Raw genomic sequence first — 17,212 nt, 5'->3', positions numbered from 1 at the left:
CTGCGCGCGGCCCCGCCCGCGCTGCTGGCGGTCGCACTGCTCCTGCTCGCGGGGTGCGCGCCGGTGCCCAGCGCGGCCCCGCCCATCGGGGGCGCGTCGGCGGAGGTGCCGCGCCCGGCGGACGCGGTGGAGCTGACCGCGCCGCCCAGCGCGGCCGAGGCGGCGCCCGAGTCGTGCGACCCGACGGCGAGCCTGCGCCCGGCCGCGCAGGCCGGCGGTCCGACCCTGGACCGGATCAGGGCGCGCGGGCGGCTGGTGGCGGGCGTGGACCAGAACACCTACCTGATGGGGTTCCGCAACCCGTCCTCGGGCGAGCTGGAGGGCTTCGACGTGGACATGGCCCGCGAGGTGGCGCGGGCGGTGCTGGGCGACCCGGCCGCGATCCGGTTCAGGGTGCTCACCTCCGACGAGCGCATCCCGGCCCTGGAGCGGGGCGAGGTGGACGTGGTGGTGCGCACGATGACGGTGACCTGCGAGCGGTGGCGGCGGGTGGACTTCTCCACGGTCTACCACCAGGCCGGGCAGCGGGTGCTGGTGCCGGCGAACTCGACGGCCACCGGCCTGGAGTCGCTGGGCGGGCGGAAGGTGTGCGCCACCAAGGGCTCCAGTTCGCTGGCCTTCGTGGCGCGCGCGCGGCCGCGCCCGGTGGCGGTGTCGGTGCCGAACTGGACGGACTGCCTGGTGATGCTCCAGCAGGGCCAGGTGGACGCGATCTCCACCGACGACACGATCCTGGCCGGGTTCGCCGCCCAGGACCCCTACACGAAGGTGGTGGGACCGCGGTTGACCGCCGAGCCCTACGGCATGGCGTTCCCGAAGGGCTCGGAGGACTTCGTGCGGTTCACCAACGCGCTGCTGGAACGGCTGCGCGCGGACGGCACGTGGGCCGCGGTCCACGGCCGCTGGCTGGGTCCGCCGCCCGCTCCGCCGGCCGCGGTCTACCGGGACTGACGTGCGCGGGCGGGACGGGGCGGGGACGTGCCCGAGGCCGGGGTGCGGCGGGGACGTCGAGGACGACGGGTTCTGCGAGGTGTGTGGGTTGGAGGCGCCGCCCGTCGTCACGCCCCCGCCGGGGCCGGCGCCCACGGGGTCGGTGCCCACGGGCGCCTGCCCGGCGCCGGACGACGGGCCGGACACCGGGCGGGACACCGGTCCGGGCACGGCGCGGTGGTCGGGTGGCGCGTCCGCGCCGTCGGGCGGCCGGTCGTGGCGCTCCTCGACCCGTTCCCCGTCGCGCGGCCGGTTGGGCGCGGGCCTGGTGGAGGTGCCGCCGGTGCCCTACCGGGACCCGACGACGGCGGTGCTGACCGATCCGGAGGTGCCCGAGGCGAAGCGGTTCTGCTCGGCGTGCGGCACGCCGGTGGGCCGCGGTCGCGACGGGCGGCCCGGCCGGGTGGAGGGGTTCTGCGCGCACTGCGGGCACCACTACTCGTTCACGCCGAAGCTCGCGCCCGGCGAGGTGCTGCACGACCAGTACGAGGTGCTGGGCTGCCTGGCGCACGGCGGCCTGGGGTGGATCTACCTGGCCGCCGACCACGCGGTGAGCGACCGGTGGGTGGTGCTCAAGGGCCTGCTGGACTCCGGTGACGCCGACGCGATGGCCGCGGCGATGGCCGAGCGGCGGTTCCTGGCCGAGGTGGAGCACCCCACCATCGTCAAGATCCACAACTTCGTGCGGCACGCCGACCGGGTCAGCGGCGAACTGGTCGACTACATCGTGATGGAGTACGTCGGCGGGACCTCCGTCAAGGACATGATCAACAATAGGCGGGCGGGCGGCGCGGGCACCGAGGCGCTACCCGTGCCGCAGGCCATCGCCTACGCCCTGGAGGTGCTGCCCGCCCTGGGCTACCTGCACGGGCTGGGTCTGCTGTACTGCGACTTCAAACCCGACAACGTGATCCAGACCGAGGAGCAGTTGAAGCTGATCGACCTGGGCGCGGTGCGCCGCGCCGACGACCGCCACTCCCCCATCTACGGCACCATCGGCTACCAGGCCCCCGAGATCGGCTCGGTGGGCCCCTCGGTGGCCTCCGACCTCTACACGGTGGGCCGCACGCTGGCGGTGACGAGTTTCGCGTTCGACTTCCGCGGCGCGTTCACGGAGTCGCTGCCCACGCCGGCGCAGCAGCCGCTGCTGCGCCGCCACGACTCGTTCCACCGGTTCCTGCTGCGCGCGACGCACCGCGACCCGGAGCAGCGGTTCGCCTCGGCCGAGGAGATGGCCGAGCAGCTGACCGGCGTGCTGCGGGAGGTGCTGGCGGAGCAGGACGGCGTGCCCCGACCGGGCCTGTCGCGGCAGTTCACCCCGGAGCGGCGGGCGTTCGGCGCGGAGGGCCCGGTGGTGGCGCGGGCGGCGGCGTCGGGGTTGCCGGTGCCGCAGGTGGACACCTCCGACGAGGCGGCGGGATTCCTGGCCACGGCCGCCTCGGGCGACCCCGGGCAGCTGGTGACCTCGCTGCGGGCGGCGCCGGTGCGCACGGTGGAGGTGCGGTTGCAGGTGGTGCGGGCGCTGCTGGAGGACGACCGGGTCGACGAGGCGGTGGCCGAGCTGGACGCGCTGGTGGCGGCGGCCGCGCTGGACCCGCACGACCCGTGCGGCCCGGCGGAGGACGACTGGCGGCCCGGCTGGTACCGGGGGGTGGCGGCGCTGCTGCGGCAACGGCCCGCCGAGGCGCGGGCGGCGTTCGGGAGGGTGCGCGACGTGCTGCCCGGCGAGGCCGCGCCCAAGCTGGCGGTCGCGGTGGCCGCCGAGCTGGCGGGCGACGCGGACGCGGCGCGCGCCGGCTACGAGGTGGTGTGGCGCACCGACCGGGCCCACGTGTCGGCGGCGTTCGGGCTGGCCCGGGTGCTGCTGGCCGGCGGTGACCGCGACGGTGCGGTGCGGGTGCTGCACTCGGTGCCGGAGACGTCGAGCCACCACGTGGCCGCGCAGGTCGCGGCGGTGCGGGCGCAGGCGGGCGGTGAGCGGCTGTCGGACGTGCTGGCGGCCGGGACGAGGTTGTCGGGTTTGGAGTTGGACGTGGCGAGGCGGGTCGGGTTGACGGCGGAGCTGCTGCGCGCGGCACTGGCACTGGTGTCGGGGGCGCCGCCGCCCGACGGCGGGCCGGCGCCCGCGGAGCGGCTGCTGGGGTGCGAGCCGACCCCGACCGGGCTGCGGCTGGGGCTGGAGCGCTGCTACCGGCAACTGGCCCGGTTGGCCGACACCCCGGAGGAGCGCATCGCGCTCGTCGACCGCGCGAACGCGGTCCGGCCCAGGACGCTGTTCTGATGGGCGGGGAGACGTGCCCGGAGTGCTCGGCGCCGGTGTCGCCGAAGGACCGCTTCTGCGAGGCGTGCGGGCGCAACCTGCGGGTGCGGCGCACCCCGGTGGGCGGGCCGGGGTCGCAGTGGCCGCCGCTGTGCGCGTGCGGCGGGGCCGAGTTCGACGAGGACGGGGCCTGCGAGGCGTGCGGGCGGGCGCGGCCCTCGGCGCGCGACCGGGTGGAGTTCGCGCTGCCCGGCGTGGCGGGGATCAGCGACCGGGGCCGGCGGCGGCGGCGCAACGAGGACTCGATGGCGTTCGGCCGGGTGCGGGGGCGCGGCACGGCGGTGGTGGTGTGCGACGGGGTGGCGTCCTCCGAACGCGCCGAGCAGGCCTCGCAGGTCGCGGTGGACACGGCGGCGGACGTGCTGCTGACCGGGTTGCAGTCGGGCACCCTGCAGTCGGCGCGCGACGCGGAGCGGGCCACGGCGGAGGCGGTGGTCGCGGCCAACGCGGCGGTGGCCCGGCTGGCCCGGCCGGAGGCGGCGGAGGTCGCCCCGTCCTGCACGTTCGTCTCGGCGGTGGTGACCGACGGCTCGGCGACGGTGGGCTGGGTCGGCGACAGCCGCGCCTACCTGGTGGCCGAGGCCGGTGCGGCCCGGTTGACCTCGGACGACACGTGGGCGGCACAACTGGTCGCGCAGGGCGTGCTCACCGAGGAGGAGGCGCTGACCGACCGGCGGGCGCACGTGCTGTCGCGCTGGCTGGGCGCGGACTCGGGGGTGACCGAACCGCAGACGGTGACGTTCATGGTGGAGACGCCGGGGCTGCTGGTGCTGTGCAGCGACGGCCTGTGGAACTACGTGCCGGAACCGGAGGACCTGCTGGCGGCGCTGCCGCCGGAGGCGATCGCGCGCCGGGTGGCGCCGCTGGAGGTCGCGCGGGCGCTGGTTCAGGTGGCGTTGGACGCCGGGGGGCACGACAACATCACGGTGGTCGTCGTCCAGTTGCGGGGTGGCGGTGGCTCCTGAGTTCGCGGTCGAGGTCCGCCAGAACGAGCACCTGCCCGCCGGCGCCGGGCGGGTCGAGGCGGTCGTGACGGTGACGGCGACCGGCGGGGCCCGCGCGGGACCGGCGGCGGACGCGGCCGAGGTGCTCGTCCTCGACACGTCGGGGTCGATGCGCTCCCCTCCGGAGAAGCTGGCCGAGGCGGTGCGGGCCGCGGAGGCGGCGCTCGGCGTGCTGCGCGACGGGGTGCGGTTCGCGGTGGTCGCGGGCACGGACACCGCGCGCGTGGTGTACCCGCCCGGACCGGGCCTGGCGGTGGCCGGGCCGCGCACGCGGGCGGCGGCGACGCGGGCGGTGCGGCGGCTGCGCGCCGCCGGCGGCACGGCGATGGGCCGGTGGCTGCTGCTGGCCGACGCCCTGCTGTCCGGGCCGGACGCGGGTGCCCCGGACGCGGGCGGGCCGGGAAGCAGGGCATCGGGCGCGGGGCCGCGGCACGCGATCCTGCTGACCGACGGGGAGAACCGGCACGAGTCGCCGCAGGAGCTGGCGGCGGTGCTGGAGCGGGTGGCCGGGCGCTTCACGTGCGACTGCCGGGGCGTGGGCACCGACTGGCGGGTCGCCGAGCTGCGCGGCATCGCCGAGGCGATGCTCGGCACGGTGGACATCGTGGCCGACCCGGCGGGGTTGGCGCGCGACTTCGAGTCGATGACCCTCGCCGCGATGGGCAAGGCGGTGGCGGACGTGTCGCTGCGGCTGTGGACGCCCGGGCACGCCGAGGTGGTGTTCCTGCGGCAGGTGGCGCCGGCGCTGCTGGACCTGACCGGGCGGCGCAGGCGCACCGGTCCGCGCACGGGGGAGTACCCGACCGGGGCGTGGGCGGCCGGGGAGAGCCGCGACTACCACCTGTCGGTCCGGGTGCGGCCCGCGGCGGTGGGCGAGCGGATGCTGGCCGCGCGGATCGCCCTGGTGGGCCCCGGTGAGGCGGTGTCGGGGCGCGGCCGGGTGCTGGCGGTGTGGACCGACGACGCGGCGCTGTCCACGCGCATCCCCCCGGAGGTGGCCCACTACACGGGGCAGGCGGAACTGGCGGAGGCGATCCGGGAGGGCCTGCGGGCGCGGCGCGCGGGTGACGCGGCCCGGGCGACGGCGCGGCTGGGCCGCGCGGTGCGGCTGGCGCACGAGTCCGGCAACACGGGCACGGCGAAGCTGCTGGCCGCGGTGGTGGAAGTGCGCGACGCCGCGTCGGGCACGGTGCGGCTGCGCGCGGACGTGACGGAGGTCGACGAGATGACCCTGGACACCCGGTCGACGGTGACCAAGCGGGTCGGGAGGGACTAGCGATGGCGACGTGCCCGGCGGGCCACGGTTCGGCGACCGACGACTCCTGCGAGGTGTGCGGCGCGCCGATCGCCGACGCGGTGCCGGCGACGGCGTCGGCCGTCACGGTCGGCGTGCCGCCGGTGGTGCGCGACGGGGTGTGCGCGGTGTGCGGCGCGCCGCGCGTGGGCAGGTTCTGCGAGGCGTGCGGGCACGACGCGCTCGCCGCGGTGCCCGCCGTGCCGGTGTCGTCGCCCGCGGTGGCGCGGGCGGCCTGGCACGTGACGGTGGAGGCCGATCGGGAGTACTTCGACCGGGTGGTGGCGGCCGGCGGGCCGGACGCGGAGTCGATGCGGTTCCCCGGCTTCTGCCCGCCGCGCCGGTTCGACCTGGCGGGCGACCAGGTGACGATCGGGCGGCGCAGCCGGTCGCGCGGCATCTTCCCGGGCGTCGACCTGGTGGGTCCGCCGGAGGACCCGGGGGTGTCGCACCACCACGCGCTGCTGGTGGACTCCGGCGACGGGTGGGCGGTGGTGGACCTGGCCTCGACCAACGGCACGACGTTGAACGGCTCGACCGAGCCGCTGCCGCCCCACGTGCCGGAGCCGCTGCGACCGGGCGACCGGGTCCACGTGGGCGCCTGGACCACGATCACGCTGCACCGGTCGGGCGGCGACCAGGTCCGCTGACCGCACCTGTGCCCGCCCCCGTGCCCGGGCGGGCCGGGCGGTGCTGATCCGAACGGTCGAGGCCGGGTGGCCCGATCGCGGTCTTTCCGCCCGGACGCGGGCCGCCGAGTCGATCACCGGCCTACGGTGGTGGGGTGCGGATCACGGGGCGAGCCGCCGTCCTGGGGGCGGGACTGTCGGTGTTCGCCGGCTCGGCGCTGCTGCTGGTGCTGACCGGTCACACGGGCGTGCGGTACTCGGCCGACCACGACGGCACGGTGCCGCTGTGGTCCCGGTCGGTGCCCGCGCTGGTGGGCGTCGCCCTGGTGCTGCTGACACCCGCGGCACGCCCGGAACCGGCCCGCCCCGGACCGGCGGGGGTGCGGGTCCAGGCGTGGCTGCTCGCGGGCGCGGCGCTGGCGTTCGCGGTGGTGCTGCACCTGGTGCCGGGCGAGACCGCGTACCTGGTGGCGAAGCTCGCGCTGCCGGCGGTGCTGCTGCGGCGGTCCCGGTGGTCGCCGACGCCGCCCGACGCGCGGTGGGCCCCGGTGGCGCCGGTGGCCGGATGGCTGCTGGTGTCCTACGCGACCCCCCTGGCGCCGCCGGCGGTCGACGACCCGGCCGCCGACGGCGTCCTGGTGCTGCTCGCGGCGCTGGTCGTGGGGTTCCTGGCGAACGCGCTGCTGGAGGAGTTGTTCTACCGGCGCTGGTTGCAGGCCCGCTGGGAGGTCCTGGTGGGTCCGTGGGCGGCGATCGTGCTGTCCTCGCTGCTGTGGGCGGTGTGGCACACCGCGATCCAGGGGCGCGGCGACCTGCTCGTCGACCTGGCCTCGGCGGTGCTCAACCAGGGCGTGACCGGGGTGTTCCTGGGCCTGCTGTGGGCCCGCTACCGGCGACTGTGGCCGCTGCTGGTGGTGCACGGGGCGGTCAACGCGCTGCCGCTGCTGCCGGGGCTGCTCTGACGGGGTCTTGTCGGCGGGTGGGGATTTCGGGAGGGGCGGATGTCCGACGGTCGCCGACGCGCTGCGGTCGCTGCCGGAGGGGGCGAGCAGCCGTGCGCGCACTGCTGCTGATCGGCGGTGGCGCGGGCGTGGGCAAGTCGTCCGCCGGTTGGGAGGTCTCGGCGCTGTGGCAGGCGCGGGGCACCGCGCACTGCCACGTGGAGGGCGACTTCCTCGACCAGATCCACCCCGCCCCCGCCGACGACCCGCACCGCACCGCGATCACCGAGCGCAACCTGGCCGCGATCTGGGCGAACTACGCCGCACTCGGCCAGACCCGGCTGATCTACACGAACACGGTCAGCGTGCTGGAAGAGCCGATGATCGTGCGCGCCCTCGGACCGGGTGACCCCGTGCGGGTGACGTCCGTGCTGCTCACCGCCACCGAGGACACCGTGCGCGCACGACTGGCGGGCCGGGAGGTCGGCTCCCTCTTCGACGCCCACGTGCGGCGCAGCCTCGCGGCCGCGCGCACGCTCGACCGCGACGCCCCGCCGCACACCACCCGCATCGCCACCGACGGCCTCCCGGCCGTCGCCGTCGCCGCGCGCATCGCCGACCTCGCCGGCTGGTGACCCCCGCCGGGTCCACCAGCCGGACCAGGTCAGCGCGGCACCGCGTCGAGCGCCTTGAAGATCCGCTTGTCCGACACCGTGTAGCGGGTGCCGATCGTCTGCGCGAAGTAGCTCAACCGCAACTCCTCGATCATCCACCGCACCTCGTCCAACTCGGGGTGCGGCTCGTCGGCGGGCAGGCTCGCCCGCAACTCCCGGTACTCCGCGTGGACCTCGTGCACCCGGTCCATCCACTCCTGGTCACGGCGCACGTTCTCCGGCAGCTTCTCCAACCGCCGCGCGATGCCCAGCAGGTAGCGGTGCACGTCCGCCAACCGGTCCGCACCCGCCTCCGTGACGAAACCCTTGTGCACCAGCCCGTGCAACTGGGCCCGCACATCGGTCAGCGACTCCTCGAACACCGCCCCGCGCACCCCGCCGATCCGCAACTCCACCTCCTGCGCGGCCTCCAGCACCGTGCGCACCCCGCCCACCACCTCGAACACCGCCGCGCCCAACCCCTTGCGGACGCGCTCGGTCAGCGCGGCGAACGACGCCCCGTCCCACACCGGCCCACCCGCCTCGCGCAGCAGCTTGTCCACCGCCGCCGAGATGCAGTCCGCCAGCAGCGGCGCCACACCACCGTGCGGGTTGCGCGTCAACGCCAACTTCTCCGCGTTCGACAGGCCCCGTTGCAGCATCTTCACCGGCGAGGGCACGTTGAGCAGCAACAACCGCCGGGTACCGCGCCACATCGCCTGCCGCTGCCGCCCCGGCGTGTCCAGGATCTCCACCGCGACGCTGTCACCCTTGTCCACCAGCGCCGGGTAGGCCGTCACCACGATCCCCGACTGCCGGCGCTGCACCGTGCGCGGCAACTCCCCGACATCACCCCACGTGGTCAGGCCCGTGCGGGCCAGGTTGCTCGCCGACGCCGCCAACGACTCGCGCAACCGCCCCCGCAGCTTCGCCTTCAACGCCGCCAGGTCCTTGCCCTGGGCCAGCTCGCGGTCGTTCTCGTCCACGATCCGGAACGTGAGCTTCAAGTGCTCGGGCACCTGGTCGAGCTGCCACTCCCCACGCGGCACCACCACCCCCGTCAGGGCCCGCAGCTGCCGCTCCAACGCCGGCAGCAGCGGCTCGTCCTCCCCGATACCCGCCAACGCCGCCGCCGCCACGTCCGGCACCGGCACGAAGTTGCGCCGCACCGGCTTGGGCAACGACCGGATCAACGCCACCACCAACTCCATCCGCAACCCCGGCACCTGCCAGGACAGCGAATCGTCCGGCACCGCCGTCAACGCCGGCAGCGGCAGGTCCACCGTCACCCCGTCCACCGCCGCACCCGGCTCGAACCGGTACGTCAACGGCAGGTCCAACCCACCCCGCGTCAACCGGTCCGGGTACGCCTCGGGCGTCACCGCCGAGGTCGAGTTGACCAACATCGCCCTGTCGAAGGTCAACAAATCCGGCGTGGCGTGCCGCGCCTTCTTCCACCACGCGTCGAAGTGCCGCACCGACACCACGTCCGCCGGCACCCGCCGGTCGTAGAAGTCGAACAGCGTCTCGTCGTCCACCACGATGTCACGACGCCGCGCCCGCTCCTCCAACTCGCCCACCTCGGCCAGCAGCCGCTTGTTGCGCCCGTAGAACTCGTGGTGCGTCGTCCACTCCCCCTGCACCAGCGCGTGCCGCAGGAACAACTCCCGCGACACCTCCGGGTCGATCCGCCCGTAGTCGACCTTCCGCGACGCCACCAGCGGCACCCCGTACAGCGTCACCTTCTCCAACGCCACCGCCGACCCGCGCCGCGCCTCCCAGTGCGGCTCGCTGTACGAGCGCTTCACCAGGTGCGCGCCGAGCTTCTCCGCCCACTCCGGCTCGATCCTCGCCACCATCCGGCCCCACAGGCGCGACGTCTCCACCAGCTCCGCCGCCATCACCCACTGCGGCGGCTTCCGGAACAACGACGACCCCGGGAAGATCGCGAACTTCGCGTTGCGCGCACCCAGGTACTCCGTCGCCCCCCGCTTGCCCGCATCCCGCTTCGGCACGTCCTTCACACCGATGTGCGACAACAGCCCCGACAACAACGACAGGTGCACGGTGCGCGGGTCCGCCGGCTGCTCGTTGACGTGCACCCCCAACGTCTTCGCGACCTGCCGCAACTGCTGGTACACGTCCTGCCACTCGCGCACCCGCAGGTAGTTGAGGAACTCCGCCCGGCACAGCCTGCGGAACTGGTTCGACGACAGCTCCTTCTGCTTCTCCCGCACGTACCCCCACAGGTTCAGGTACGCCACGAAATCCGAATCCGGGTCCCGGAACCGCGCGTGCTGCTCGTCCGCCGCCTGCTGCTTGTCGCTCGGCCGCTCACGCGGGTCCTGGATCGACAACGCCGCCGCGATCACCATCACCTCGCGCACGCACCCGTTCGCGTCCGCCTCCAGCACCATCCGCGCCAACCGCGGGTCCACCGGCAACTGCGCCAGCTTCCGCCCCAACGGCGTCAACCTCTGCTCCGCCGGGACGATCGCCCCCAACTCCTGCAACAGCTGCACACCGTCGTTGATGTTGCGCGCCTCCGGCGGGTCGATGAACGGGAACGCCGCGATGTCGCCCAACCCGATCGACGTCATCTGCAGGATCACCGACGCCAGGTTCGTGCGCAGGATCTCCGGGTCCGTGAACTCCGGCCGCGCCTCGAAGTCCTCCTCGCTGTACAACCGGATGCAGACGCCCTCCGACACACGCCCACAACGCCCCTTGCGCTGGTTCGCCGACGCCTGCGAGATCGGCTCGATCGGCAACCGCTGCACCTTCAACCGGTGGCTGTAACGCGAGATCCGCGCCGTCCCCGGATCCACCACGTACTTGATGCCCGGCACCGTCAACGACGTCTCCGCCACGTTCGTCGCCAACACCACCCGCCGCCCCGAATGCGGCTGGAACACCCGGTGCTGCTCCCCGAACGACAACCGCGCGTACAGCGGCAACACCTCGGTGCCCCGCAACTCCAACGCCGCCAACGCCTCCGCCGTGTCCCGGATCTCCCGCTCACCCGACAGGAACACCAGCACGTCACCAGGCCCCTCGGCCTGCAACTCCCGCACCGCGTCGCAGATCGCCTGCGTCTGGTCCCGATCAGGGTCCGCGTCCGGGTCGTCCGGGTCCACCACCGGCCGGTACCGCACCTCCACCGGGTACGTCCGCCCCGACACCTCGATGATCGGCGCGTCCCCGAAATGCCGCGAGAACCGCTCCGGGTCGATCGTCGCGGACGTGATCACCACCTTCAGGTCCGGACGCCGCGGCAACAACTGCGCCAGGTACCCCAGCAGGAAGTCCACGTTCAGACTGCGCTCGTGCGCCTCGTCGATGATGATCGTGTCGTAGCGCGACAGCATCCGGTCGGTCTGCAACTCCGCCAGCAGGATGCCGTCCGTCATCAACCTGACCAGCGTCTCGTCACCCGACTGGTCCGAGAACCGCACCTTGTACCCCACCGCGCCGCCCAACGGCGTGCCCAACTCCTGCGCGACCCGCTCCGCCACCGTCCGCGCCGCCAACCGCCGCGGCTGCGTGTGCCCGATCTGACCCAGCACCCCCCGCCCCAGCTCCAGGCAGATCTTCGGCAACTGCGTCGTCTTCCCCGACCCCGTCTCACCCGCCACGATCACCACCTGGTGATCACGGATCAACGCGGCGATGTCGTCCTTGCGCGCACTGACCGGCAACTCCGCCGGATACGTGACCTTCGGCACGGCCTCACGGCGCAACGCCACGCGCAGCTCGGCGGCCTCGATCTCCGCCTCGATCTCCGCCCGCACCGCGGCACGGGCCTTCTCATCGCGCACCTTGCGCGCACCGTCAAGCCTGCGCCCCAGCCGCCGCTGGTCCCGCGACATGAGATCGGACAGACGTTGACGCAGGTCAGCGTGGGAGGTGGTACTCATTTGGACCAAGGATATCCGGGCCCGCGAAACCCGGCCGCCCATTATCCGGCGAACCTCCCCACACCCCCACGCCCCGACCACCACCCACGACCCGCCACACCCCCCGCGCTAGGGTCCACCCGTGCCACAACCCTGGGCCAACTCGGGCGTTGACCTGCACCTCGACCTCGACCCCGCCGACGGACGCCGCACCGGACTCGAACGCGCCCTCCGCGACGCCATCCGCACCGGACGCCTCACCCCCGGCGCACGCCTGCCCGCCACCCGCGCACTCGCCCTCGAACTCGGCCTCGCCCGCAACACCGTCGCCGCCGCCTACGACCAACTCGTCGCCGAGGGCTACCTCACCGCCCGCCGCGGCTCCGGCACCCAGGTCGCACCCCTCACCCACACCACCACACCACCCACCCCCACCGACCACCACCCACCCCGCCCCACCCACGACCTCACCCCCGGCAACCCCCACGCCACCGCCTTCCCCACCACCGACTGGCTCCGCGCCACCCGCCGCGCCCTCACCACCGCACCCACCCACACCCACGGCGACCCCCGCGGCCGACCCGAACTCCGCACCGCCCTCGCCCACCACCTCGGCCGCACCCGCGGCGTCCAAGCCACCCCCGAACACATCGTCATCACCTCCGGCTACACCCAAGCCCTCTCCCTCCTCGCCCACGTCCTCCCCGGCCCCATCGCCATGGAGAACCCCGGCCTCCCCTTCCACCGCGACATCGTCACCCGCGCCGGACGCCCCGTCCTCCCCCTCCCCGTCGACGAACTCGGCGCCCGCACCCCACCCGACCACGCCACCGCCGCCATCGTCACCCCCGCCCACCAGTACCCCACCGGCGTCCCCCTCCACCCCACCCGCCGACACGCCCTCACCACCTGGGCCCGCACCACCGGCGCACTCCTCGTCGAAAACGACTACGACGGCGAATTCCGCTACGACCGCCACCCCCTCGGCGCCGTCCAGGGCACCGCACCCCACCACGTCGCCTACGCCGGCAGCGCCTCCACCACCCTCGGCCCCGCCATCCGCCTCGGCTGGCTCGTCCTCCCACCCCACTGGATCGACCCCGTCGTCGACGCCAAGCTCCACACCGACCACCACACCGAAACCCTCGGCCAACTCGCCCTCGCCGACCTCATCACCACCCACGCCTACGACCGCCACATCCGCGCCTGCCGCCTGCGCTACCGCCGCCGCCGCGACCTCCTCCTCCAACGCCTCCACCACCACACCCCCCACGGCATCCCCGCCGGCCTCCACCTCCTCCTCCACGTCCCCGACGAGAACGCCGTCCTCACCCGCGCCGCCCACCACGGCCTCCGCCTCGGCGCACTGCGCGAACACTGGCACGCACCCGGCCCCACCAGCCGCCAAGGCATCGTCATCGGCTACGCCACCCCCGCCGAACACACCTACCGCGCCGCCATCGACGCCCTCCACCACACCCTCGGCAACCCCACCCCCTGACCCGACCCTCCCCCTCCTCCCGGACAACCCCCGCCACACCGACACCCGCCCCAACCACAACCCGCCGTTCGGCGGCTGGCGCACCGCCCCCACTCCCGATCTGCTGGACCCACGACGAGTCGGGGGACCATCGAGGGGGAGATGGCTTGTTCCGACCCGTGCCGGTGCCCGCCCTGCCACCCAGCACCGCACTCGCCGACCTGGCGACCGCCGGCGACGACCACGCATGGCTCGCCGGCACCACAGGCGTGTTCACCAGCCGCCCCTCGGCCCCCCTCGTCCTCAGCTGGACCGGCACCACCTGGCAACACGAACCACTCCCCGAACTCCCCGCCCCCGCCAGCCTCGCCGGCATCGCCGCCACCGCACCCGACGACGTCTGGGCCGTCGGCAACACCGCCGGCCACCCCCTCGTCCTCCACTACGACGGCACCACCTGGCACACCGTCACCACCCCACCCATCACCTGGGCCAAAGCCATCACCGCACACCACCACGACATCCACATCGTCGGCACCGGCCGCGACACCCTCCACTACGACGGCACCACCTGGCACCTCCACCACGCCCTCAACTCCACCCGCGAAAACCTCACCACCCTCACCACCACCGACCCCCACCACACCTGGGCAGGCGGCGGCGGCCTCGCCGGCGCCGGACCCGCCAGCTACGAATACCCCGTCCTCGTCCACTGGGACGGCACCCGCTGGACCGACCACCCCGGCCCACGCCTCGCACGCGGCCACATCGCCCGCCTCGCCGCCACCACACCCGACGACATCTGGCTCGGCCACGTCCGCGACACCGACGGCCTCCACCTCCACCACTGGAACGGCACCCGCTGGACCGCCGTACCCTCACCCGACGCCCCCGGAAGGCTCAGCCTCCACGGCATCGCCGCCGGCTGGACCTGGGGCGTCCACGCCACCCACAACACCTTCGAAACCCGCCCCACCTTCCACCGCCGCACCGGCGACACCTGGACCCCCGTCGCCCTCCCCCACGACCTCGACCGCACCTCCGCCTTCCACGTCGGCCTCACCACCACCGGCACCACCACCTGGGCCTACCTCAAAACCGCGGCGGGCGTCCACGTCCTGCGCCACACTGCCGCGTGACCACCACCCTCACCGTCCTCGGCACCGCCACCCCCTACCCCCGCCCCCACAACCCCTGCTCCGGCCACCTCCTGCGCACCGACCGCACCACCCTCTGGATCGACGCCGGACCCGGCACCCTCGCCGCCCTCCAGACCACCTGCCGCCCCGACCACGTCGACGCCGTCTGGATCTCCCACACCCACGCCGACCACACCGCCGACCTGCTCCCCTACTACTACGCACTCCTCTTCGCCGACCTCCCCCCGCGCACCCCCGTGCCCCTCTACGGCCCACCCGGCCTCGCCGCCCGCCTGGAGGCCTACCTGCACGGAGCCGCACCCAACCCCGCCGGCGCCGCCTTCGAGGTCCACGAGCTCCACGACGGCCACCGCGCCGACGTCGGCGACCTCATCCTCACCAGCCACGCCGTCGAGCACGGCCTGCCCGCCTTCGGCCTGCGCGCCACCCACCGCGACACCGACACCGTCTTCGCCTACTCCGGCGACACCGGACCCTGCCCGGCCCTCGACGCCCTCGCCGACGGCGCCGACCTGTTCCTGTGCGAGGCCGACGGCGCCGGCCCGCACCACTGCGCCCCCGAGGACGCCGCCCGCGCCGGCAGGTCCGCCGCCCGGCTCCTGCTCACCCACGTCGGCCACACCCTCACCGAGGCCGAGGCCGCCGAACGCGCCGGCGCCCCGGTCGCCCGGCCCGGTGACGTGGTCGTCGTCGGCTGATCCCGCTGTCCCGGTGTTTTGTCCTCAACCCAGGTTTGCTGCTTGACCGGTGTTCGGGCTGTTCACTCTTTTGGTTGATACTGAAGTTATCGAGACCATTGGTACACGAGGTGACAGCAGATGCGAAGATCACCCGGAGAGGTGACAATGAGCCGATGAAGCTGGCTGCGACCGTCCTCGACGCACCCGAGCCCCGGGCCCTCGCCCGCTTCTACCGGGACCTGCTCGACTGGCAGGTCACCGAGGACGAGCCCGACTGGGTCACCCTGCGCCCCGCCGACGGCGGGGCGGGGCTGTGCTTCCAGACCGAGCACCGGTACCGGCGGCCCACCTGGCCGGCCGGGGAGGGCGACCAGCAGATGATGATCCACCTCGACATCGAGGTGGAGGACCTGGCCGCCGCCTGCGCGCGGGCCGAGGAGCTGGGCGCCACGGTGGCCGGGTTCCAGCCGCAGGATGACGTGCGCGTCCTGCTGGACCCGGCCGGGCACCCGTTCTGCCTGTTCACCCGCGCCTGACCGACCCGCTCCCCCGCGGTGCGCGTGTCAGGCGGCCGGCGGCACGATCGCCCGCGTGATGGACTCCAGCACACCCGGGAACCGGGTCTCCATCTCCTCGCGCCGCAGCTCGTGCGTGCGGTAGCTGCCCTGCGGCGTCACCCGCAGTACACCCGCCTCGCGCAACACCTTCAAGTGGTGGGACAGCGTCGACATGCTCACCGGTACGTCGAACTGCCCGCACACGATGCCACCCGAGCGGGCCAACTCCGCCACGATCCGCAACCGGACCGGGTCGGCCAGCGCCGTCAGAACCGTGGCCAGCTCAAGGTCTTCCACGTCCGGGTGTTGTAGGGCGCGCACGGTTTCGCATAGTAGCGACCAGTGCAAGGTGGTTCATCATTTAACGCTGAAGGAATCGAACTGATCGAGGATCGCCGGGTTCGTCCGGTGCACCGGACGGGCGTTCGCACGGCGCCCAGTCTCCCGGGCGACGGCTCCCCCGCGTTCCAGCCCCACGCCAGAACGCGAGGCCGCCGCATCCGGACGGCGGACCCGCTGGAGGACGACGCCGTCACCCGCCCCGGACCGTGACCGTGAGCCCACGGGGCGTCGTTAACTGTAAACACCGCCACGACCATCGGCGCGGACCGAACGGATCAGCGCACTACGGCGTGCGCAGGCTTGCCACGCTGTGTTTCCGAATTGTTTCCACATAGTTTGAGCTGCGGTTTTAGCCCCTTCCAGGGGGCCGGGCGGCACTCCGGACGTCCCGTCGCCGTCGAGGTCGGCCGCGTCCCACCCACCAAGAGGGCATTTACCTGCGCATTAACACCAATACGATCGTCACCACGAGGCCGCCCGCCCCGGCCGACACACCGTGGCCCCCGGACTACCCTGCACTGTCCGGGGGCCACGCGCTGCTCACGGCAGTCCCGTCACGGGCCGGTCGTGCCGCCCACGACGGCGTCGGAGGACGGCGCCCGCTCCTCCTGCGCCGGCGGCGGCACCACGCCGGAGAGGTCACCGCCGTTGTCGTTGACCCGCAGCACGAACGGCCGCGTCTCGGTGTACTGCACGACCGACAGCGACGCGGGGTCCACGACGATGCGCTGGAACCCGTCCAGGTGCACGCCCAGCGCGTCGGCGAGCACGGCCTTGACGACGTCGCCGTGGCTGCACGCGACCCACACCGCGCCCGGCCCGTGCTCGGCGGTGACGCGGGCGTCGTGCGCCCTGATCGCGGCCACCGCGCGCGCCTGCACGGTCGCCAGCCCCTCGCCACCCGGGAACACGGCCGCGGACGGGTGCTGCTGCACGACCTTCCACAGCGGTTCGGCGACCAGGTCCTTGATCTCCCGGCCGGTCCACTCGCCGTACTCGACCTCGGCCAGCCCGGGCTCGACGACGGGCTCCAGGCCGCGCTCGGCGAGCAGCGGCGCCAGCGTCTGCCGGCAGCGCTCCAGCGGGGAGGTCACGAACGCCCGCACCGGCACGCCGGCGAGCCGGTCGACGAGCGCGCGCGCCTGCTCCTCGCCCTTGTCGGACAGTCGCACGCCGGGCTGTCGGCCGGCGAGCACGCCCGCCCCGTTCGCGGTGGATCGGGCGTGTCGCAGCAGGATCACGGTGGCCACGGGCCAACCCTATGCG

General features: G+C 74.0%; 14 protein-coding genes. 11 read left to right on the top strand and 3 right to left on the bottom strand.

Annotated features, from left to right (window positions below; genetic code table 11):
• The 7 genes from J2S66_RS10695 (at position 1) to J2S66_RS10665 (ending at position 7,813) form a co-directional block, all read left to right on the top strand.
• Positions 1-951 (top strand): glutamate ABC transporter substrate-binding protein, encoded by a 951-nt coding sequence (locus tag J2S66_RS10695; protein WP_510184966.1) that lies wholly within the window; start codon positions 1-3, stop codon positions 949-951.
• A 79-nt stretch (positions 952-1,030) separates the two neighbouring features.
• On the top strand, positions 1,031-3,271 hold the full coding sequence (locus J2S66_RS10690) for a tetratricopeptide repeat protein (protein ID WP_310314743.1): 2,241 nt from the start codon (positions 1,031-1,033) through the stop codon (positions 3,269-3,271).
• Complete coding sequence (locus tag J2S66_RS10685; RefSeq protein WP_310306768.1) at positions 3,271-4,275, top strand: protein phosphatase 2C domain-containing protein; 1,005 nt, start codon at positions 3,271-3,273, stop codon at positions 4,273-4,275. The genes J2S66_RS10690 and J2S66_RS10685 overlap by 1 nt, the downstream gene beginning before the upstream one ends.
• The gene (locus tag J2S66_RS10680) at positions 4,259-5,590 is read left to right on the top strand and encodes a vWA domain-containing protein (RefSeq protein WP_310306767.1); all 1,332 of its coding nucleotides are present in this window, start codon (positions 4,259-4,261) and stop codon (positions 5,588-5,590) included. Before J2S66_RS10685 ends, J2S66_RS10680 begins: the two co-directional genes overlap by 17 nt.
• 2 nt (positions 5,591-5,592) lie before the next feature.
• The gene (locus tag J2S66_RS10675) at positions 5,593-6,258 is read left to right on the top strand and encodes an FHA domain-containing protein (protein ID WP_310306766.1); all 666 of its coding nucleotides are present in this window, start codon (positions 5,593-5,595) and stop codon (positions 6,256-6,258) included.
• A gap of 134 nt (positions 6,259-6,392) precedes the next feature.
• Positions 6,393-7,199 (top strand): CPBP family intramembrane glutamic endopeptidase, encoded by an 807-nt coding sequence (locus J2S66_RS10670; protein WP_310306765.1) that lies wholly within the window; start codon positions 6,393-6,395, stop codon positions 7,197-7,199.
• A gap of 92 nt (positions 7,200-7,291) precedes the next feature.
• Positions 7,292-7,813, top strand: coding sequence for a hypothetical protein (locus J2S66_RS10665; RefSeq protein ID WP_310306763.1), 522 nt, complete (start codon positions 7,292-7,294; stop codon positions 7,811-7,813).
• Between the two features lie 29 nt (positions 7,814-7,842).
• Here J2S66_RS10665 and hrpA read toward each other — a convergent pair whose 3' ends face one another.
• Positions 7,843-11,748 carry an ATP-dependent RNA helicase HrpA gene (hrpA, locus tag J2S66_RS10660; protein WP_310306761.1) on the bottom strand — a complete coding sequence of 1,302 codons (3,906 nt, stop codon included), beginning with the start codon at positions 11,746-11,748 and terminating at the stop codon, positions 7,843-7,845.
• A gap of 121 nt (positions 11,749-11,869) precedes the next feature.
• Between hrpA and pdxR the strand changes: the two genes are divergently transcribed.
• The 4 genes from pdxR (at position 11,870) to J2S66_RS10640 (ending at position 15,583) form a co-directional block, all read left to right on the top strand.
• Positions 11,870-13,228, top strand: a complete 1,359-nt coding sequence (gene pdxR / locus J2S66_RS10655) for a MocR-like pyridoxine biosynthesis transcription factor PdxR (RefSeq protein WP_310306759.1) — start codon at positions 11,870-11,872, stop codon at positions 13,226-13,228.
• A gap of 146 nt (positions 13,229-13,374) precedes the next feature.
• On the top strand, positions 13,375-14,346 hold the full coding sequence (locus J2S66_RS10650; protein ID WP_310306757.1) for a hypothetical protein: 972 nt from the start codon (positions 13,375-13,377) through the stop codon (positions 14,344-14,346).
• Positions 14,343-15,065, top strand: coding sequence for an MBL fold metallo-hydrolase (locus tag J2S66_RS10645; protein ID WP_310306755.1), 723 nt, complete (start codon positions 14,343-14,345; stop codon positions 15,063-15,065). Before J2S66_RS10650 ends, J2S66_RS10645 begins: the two co-directional genes overlap by 4 nt.
• Before the next feature lie 155 nt (positions 15,066-15,220).
• Positions 15,221-15,583, top strand: a complete 363-nt coding sequence (locus J2S66_RS10640; RefSeq protein WP_310306753.1) for a VOC family protein — start codon at positions 15,221-15,223, stop codon at positions 15,581-15,583.
• Positions 15,584-15,610: 27 nt separating this feature from the next.
• On the opposite strand, the gene J2S66_RS10635 is transcribed toward J2S66_RS10640, so the two are convergent.
• A complete protein-coding gene (locus tag J2S66_RS10635; RefSeq protein WP_310306751.1) occupies positions 15,611-15,901 on the bottom strand; it encodes an ArsR/SmtB family transcription factor in 291 nt (96 codons plus the stop codon).
• A 599-nt stretch (positions 15,902-16,500) separates the two neighbouring features.
• The gene (locus J2S66_RS10630; RefSeq protein WP_310306749.1) at positions 16,501-17,196 is read right to left on the bottom strand and encodes a histidine phosphatase family protein; all 696 of its coding nucleotides are present in this window, start codon (positions 17,194-17,196) and stop codon (positions 16,501-16,503) included.
• Positions 17,197-17,212: the final 16 nt, after the last annotated feature.

Source organism: Saccharothrix longispora (genome assembly GCF_031455225.1).
Taxonomy (GTDB): Bacteria; Actinomycetota; Actinomycetes; order Mycobacteriales; family Pseudonocardiaceae; genus Actinosynnema; species Actinosynnema longispora.
The sequence above is the reverse complement of the archived record's forward strand: the minus strand, read 5'-3'. Positions and strand labels throughout refer to the sequence as shown.

What these genes read in the sequence shown, in the direction of transcription:
- J2S66_RS10685 (WP_310306768.1), top strand. Translation starts at nt 3,271, where the DNA reads ATGGGCGGGGAGACGTGCCCGGAGTGCTCGGCGCCGGTGTCGCCGAAG.
- hrpA (WP_310306761.1), bottom strand. Translation starts at nt 11,748, where the DNA reads ATGAGTACCACCTCCCACGCTGACCTGCGTCAACGTCTGTCCGATCTC.
- J2S66_RS10640 (WP_310306753.1), top strand. Translation starts at nt 15,221, where the DNA reads ATGAAGCTGGCTGCGACCGTCCTCGACGCACCCGAGCCCCGGGCCCTC.
- J2S66_RS10675 (WP_310306766.1), top strand. Translation starts at nt 5,593, where the DNA reads ATGGCGACGTGCCCGGCGGGCCACGGTTCGGCGACCGACGACTCCTGC.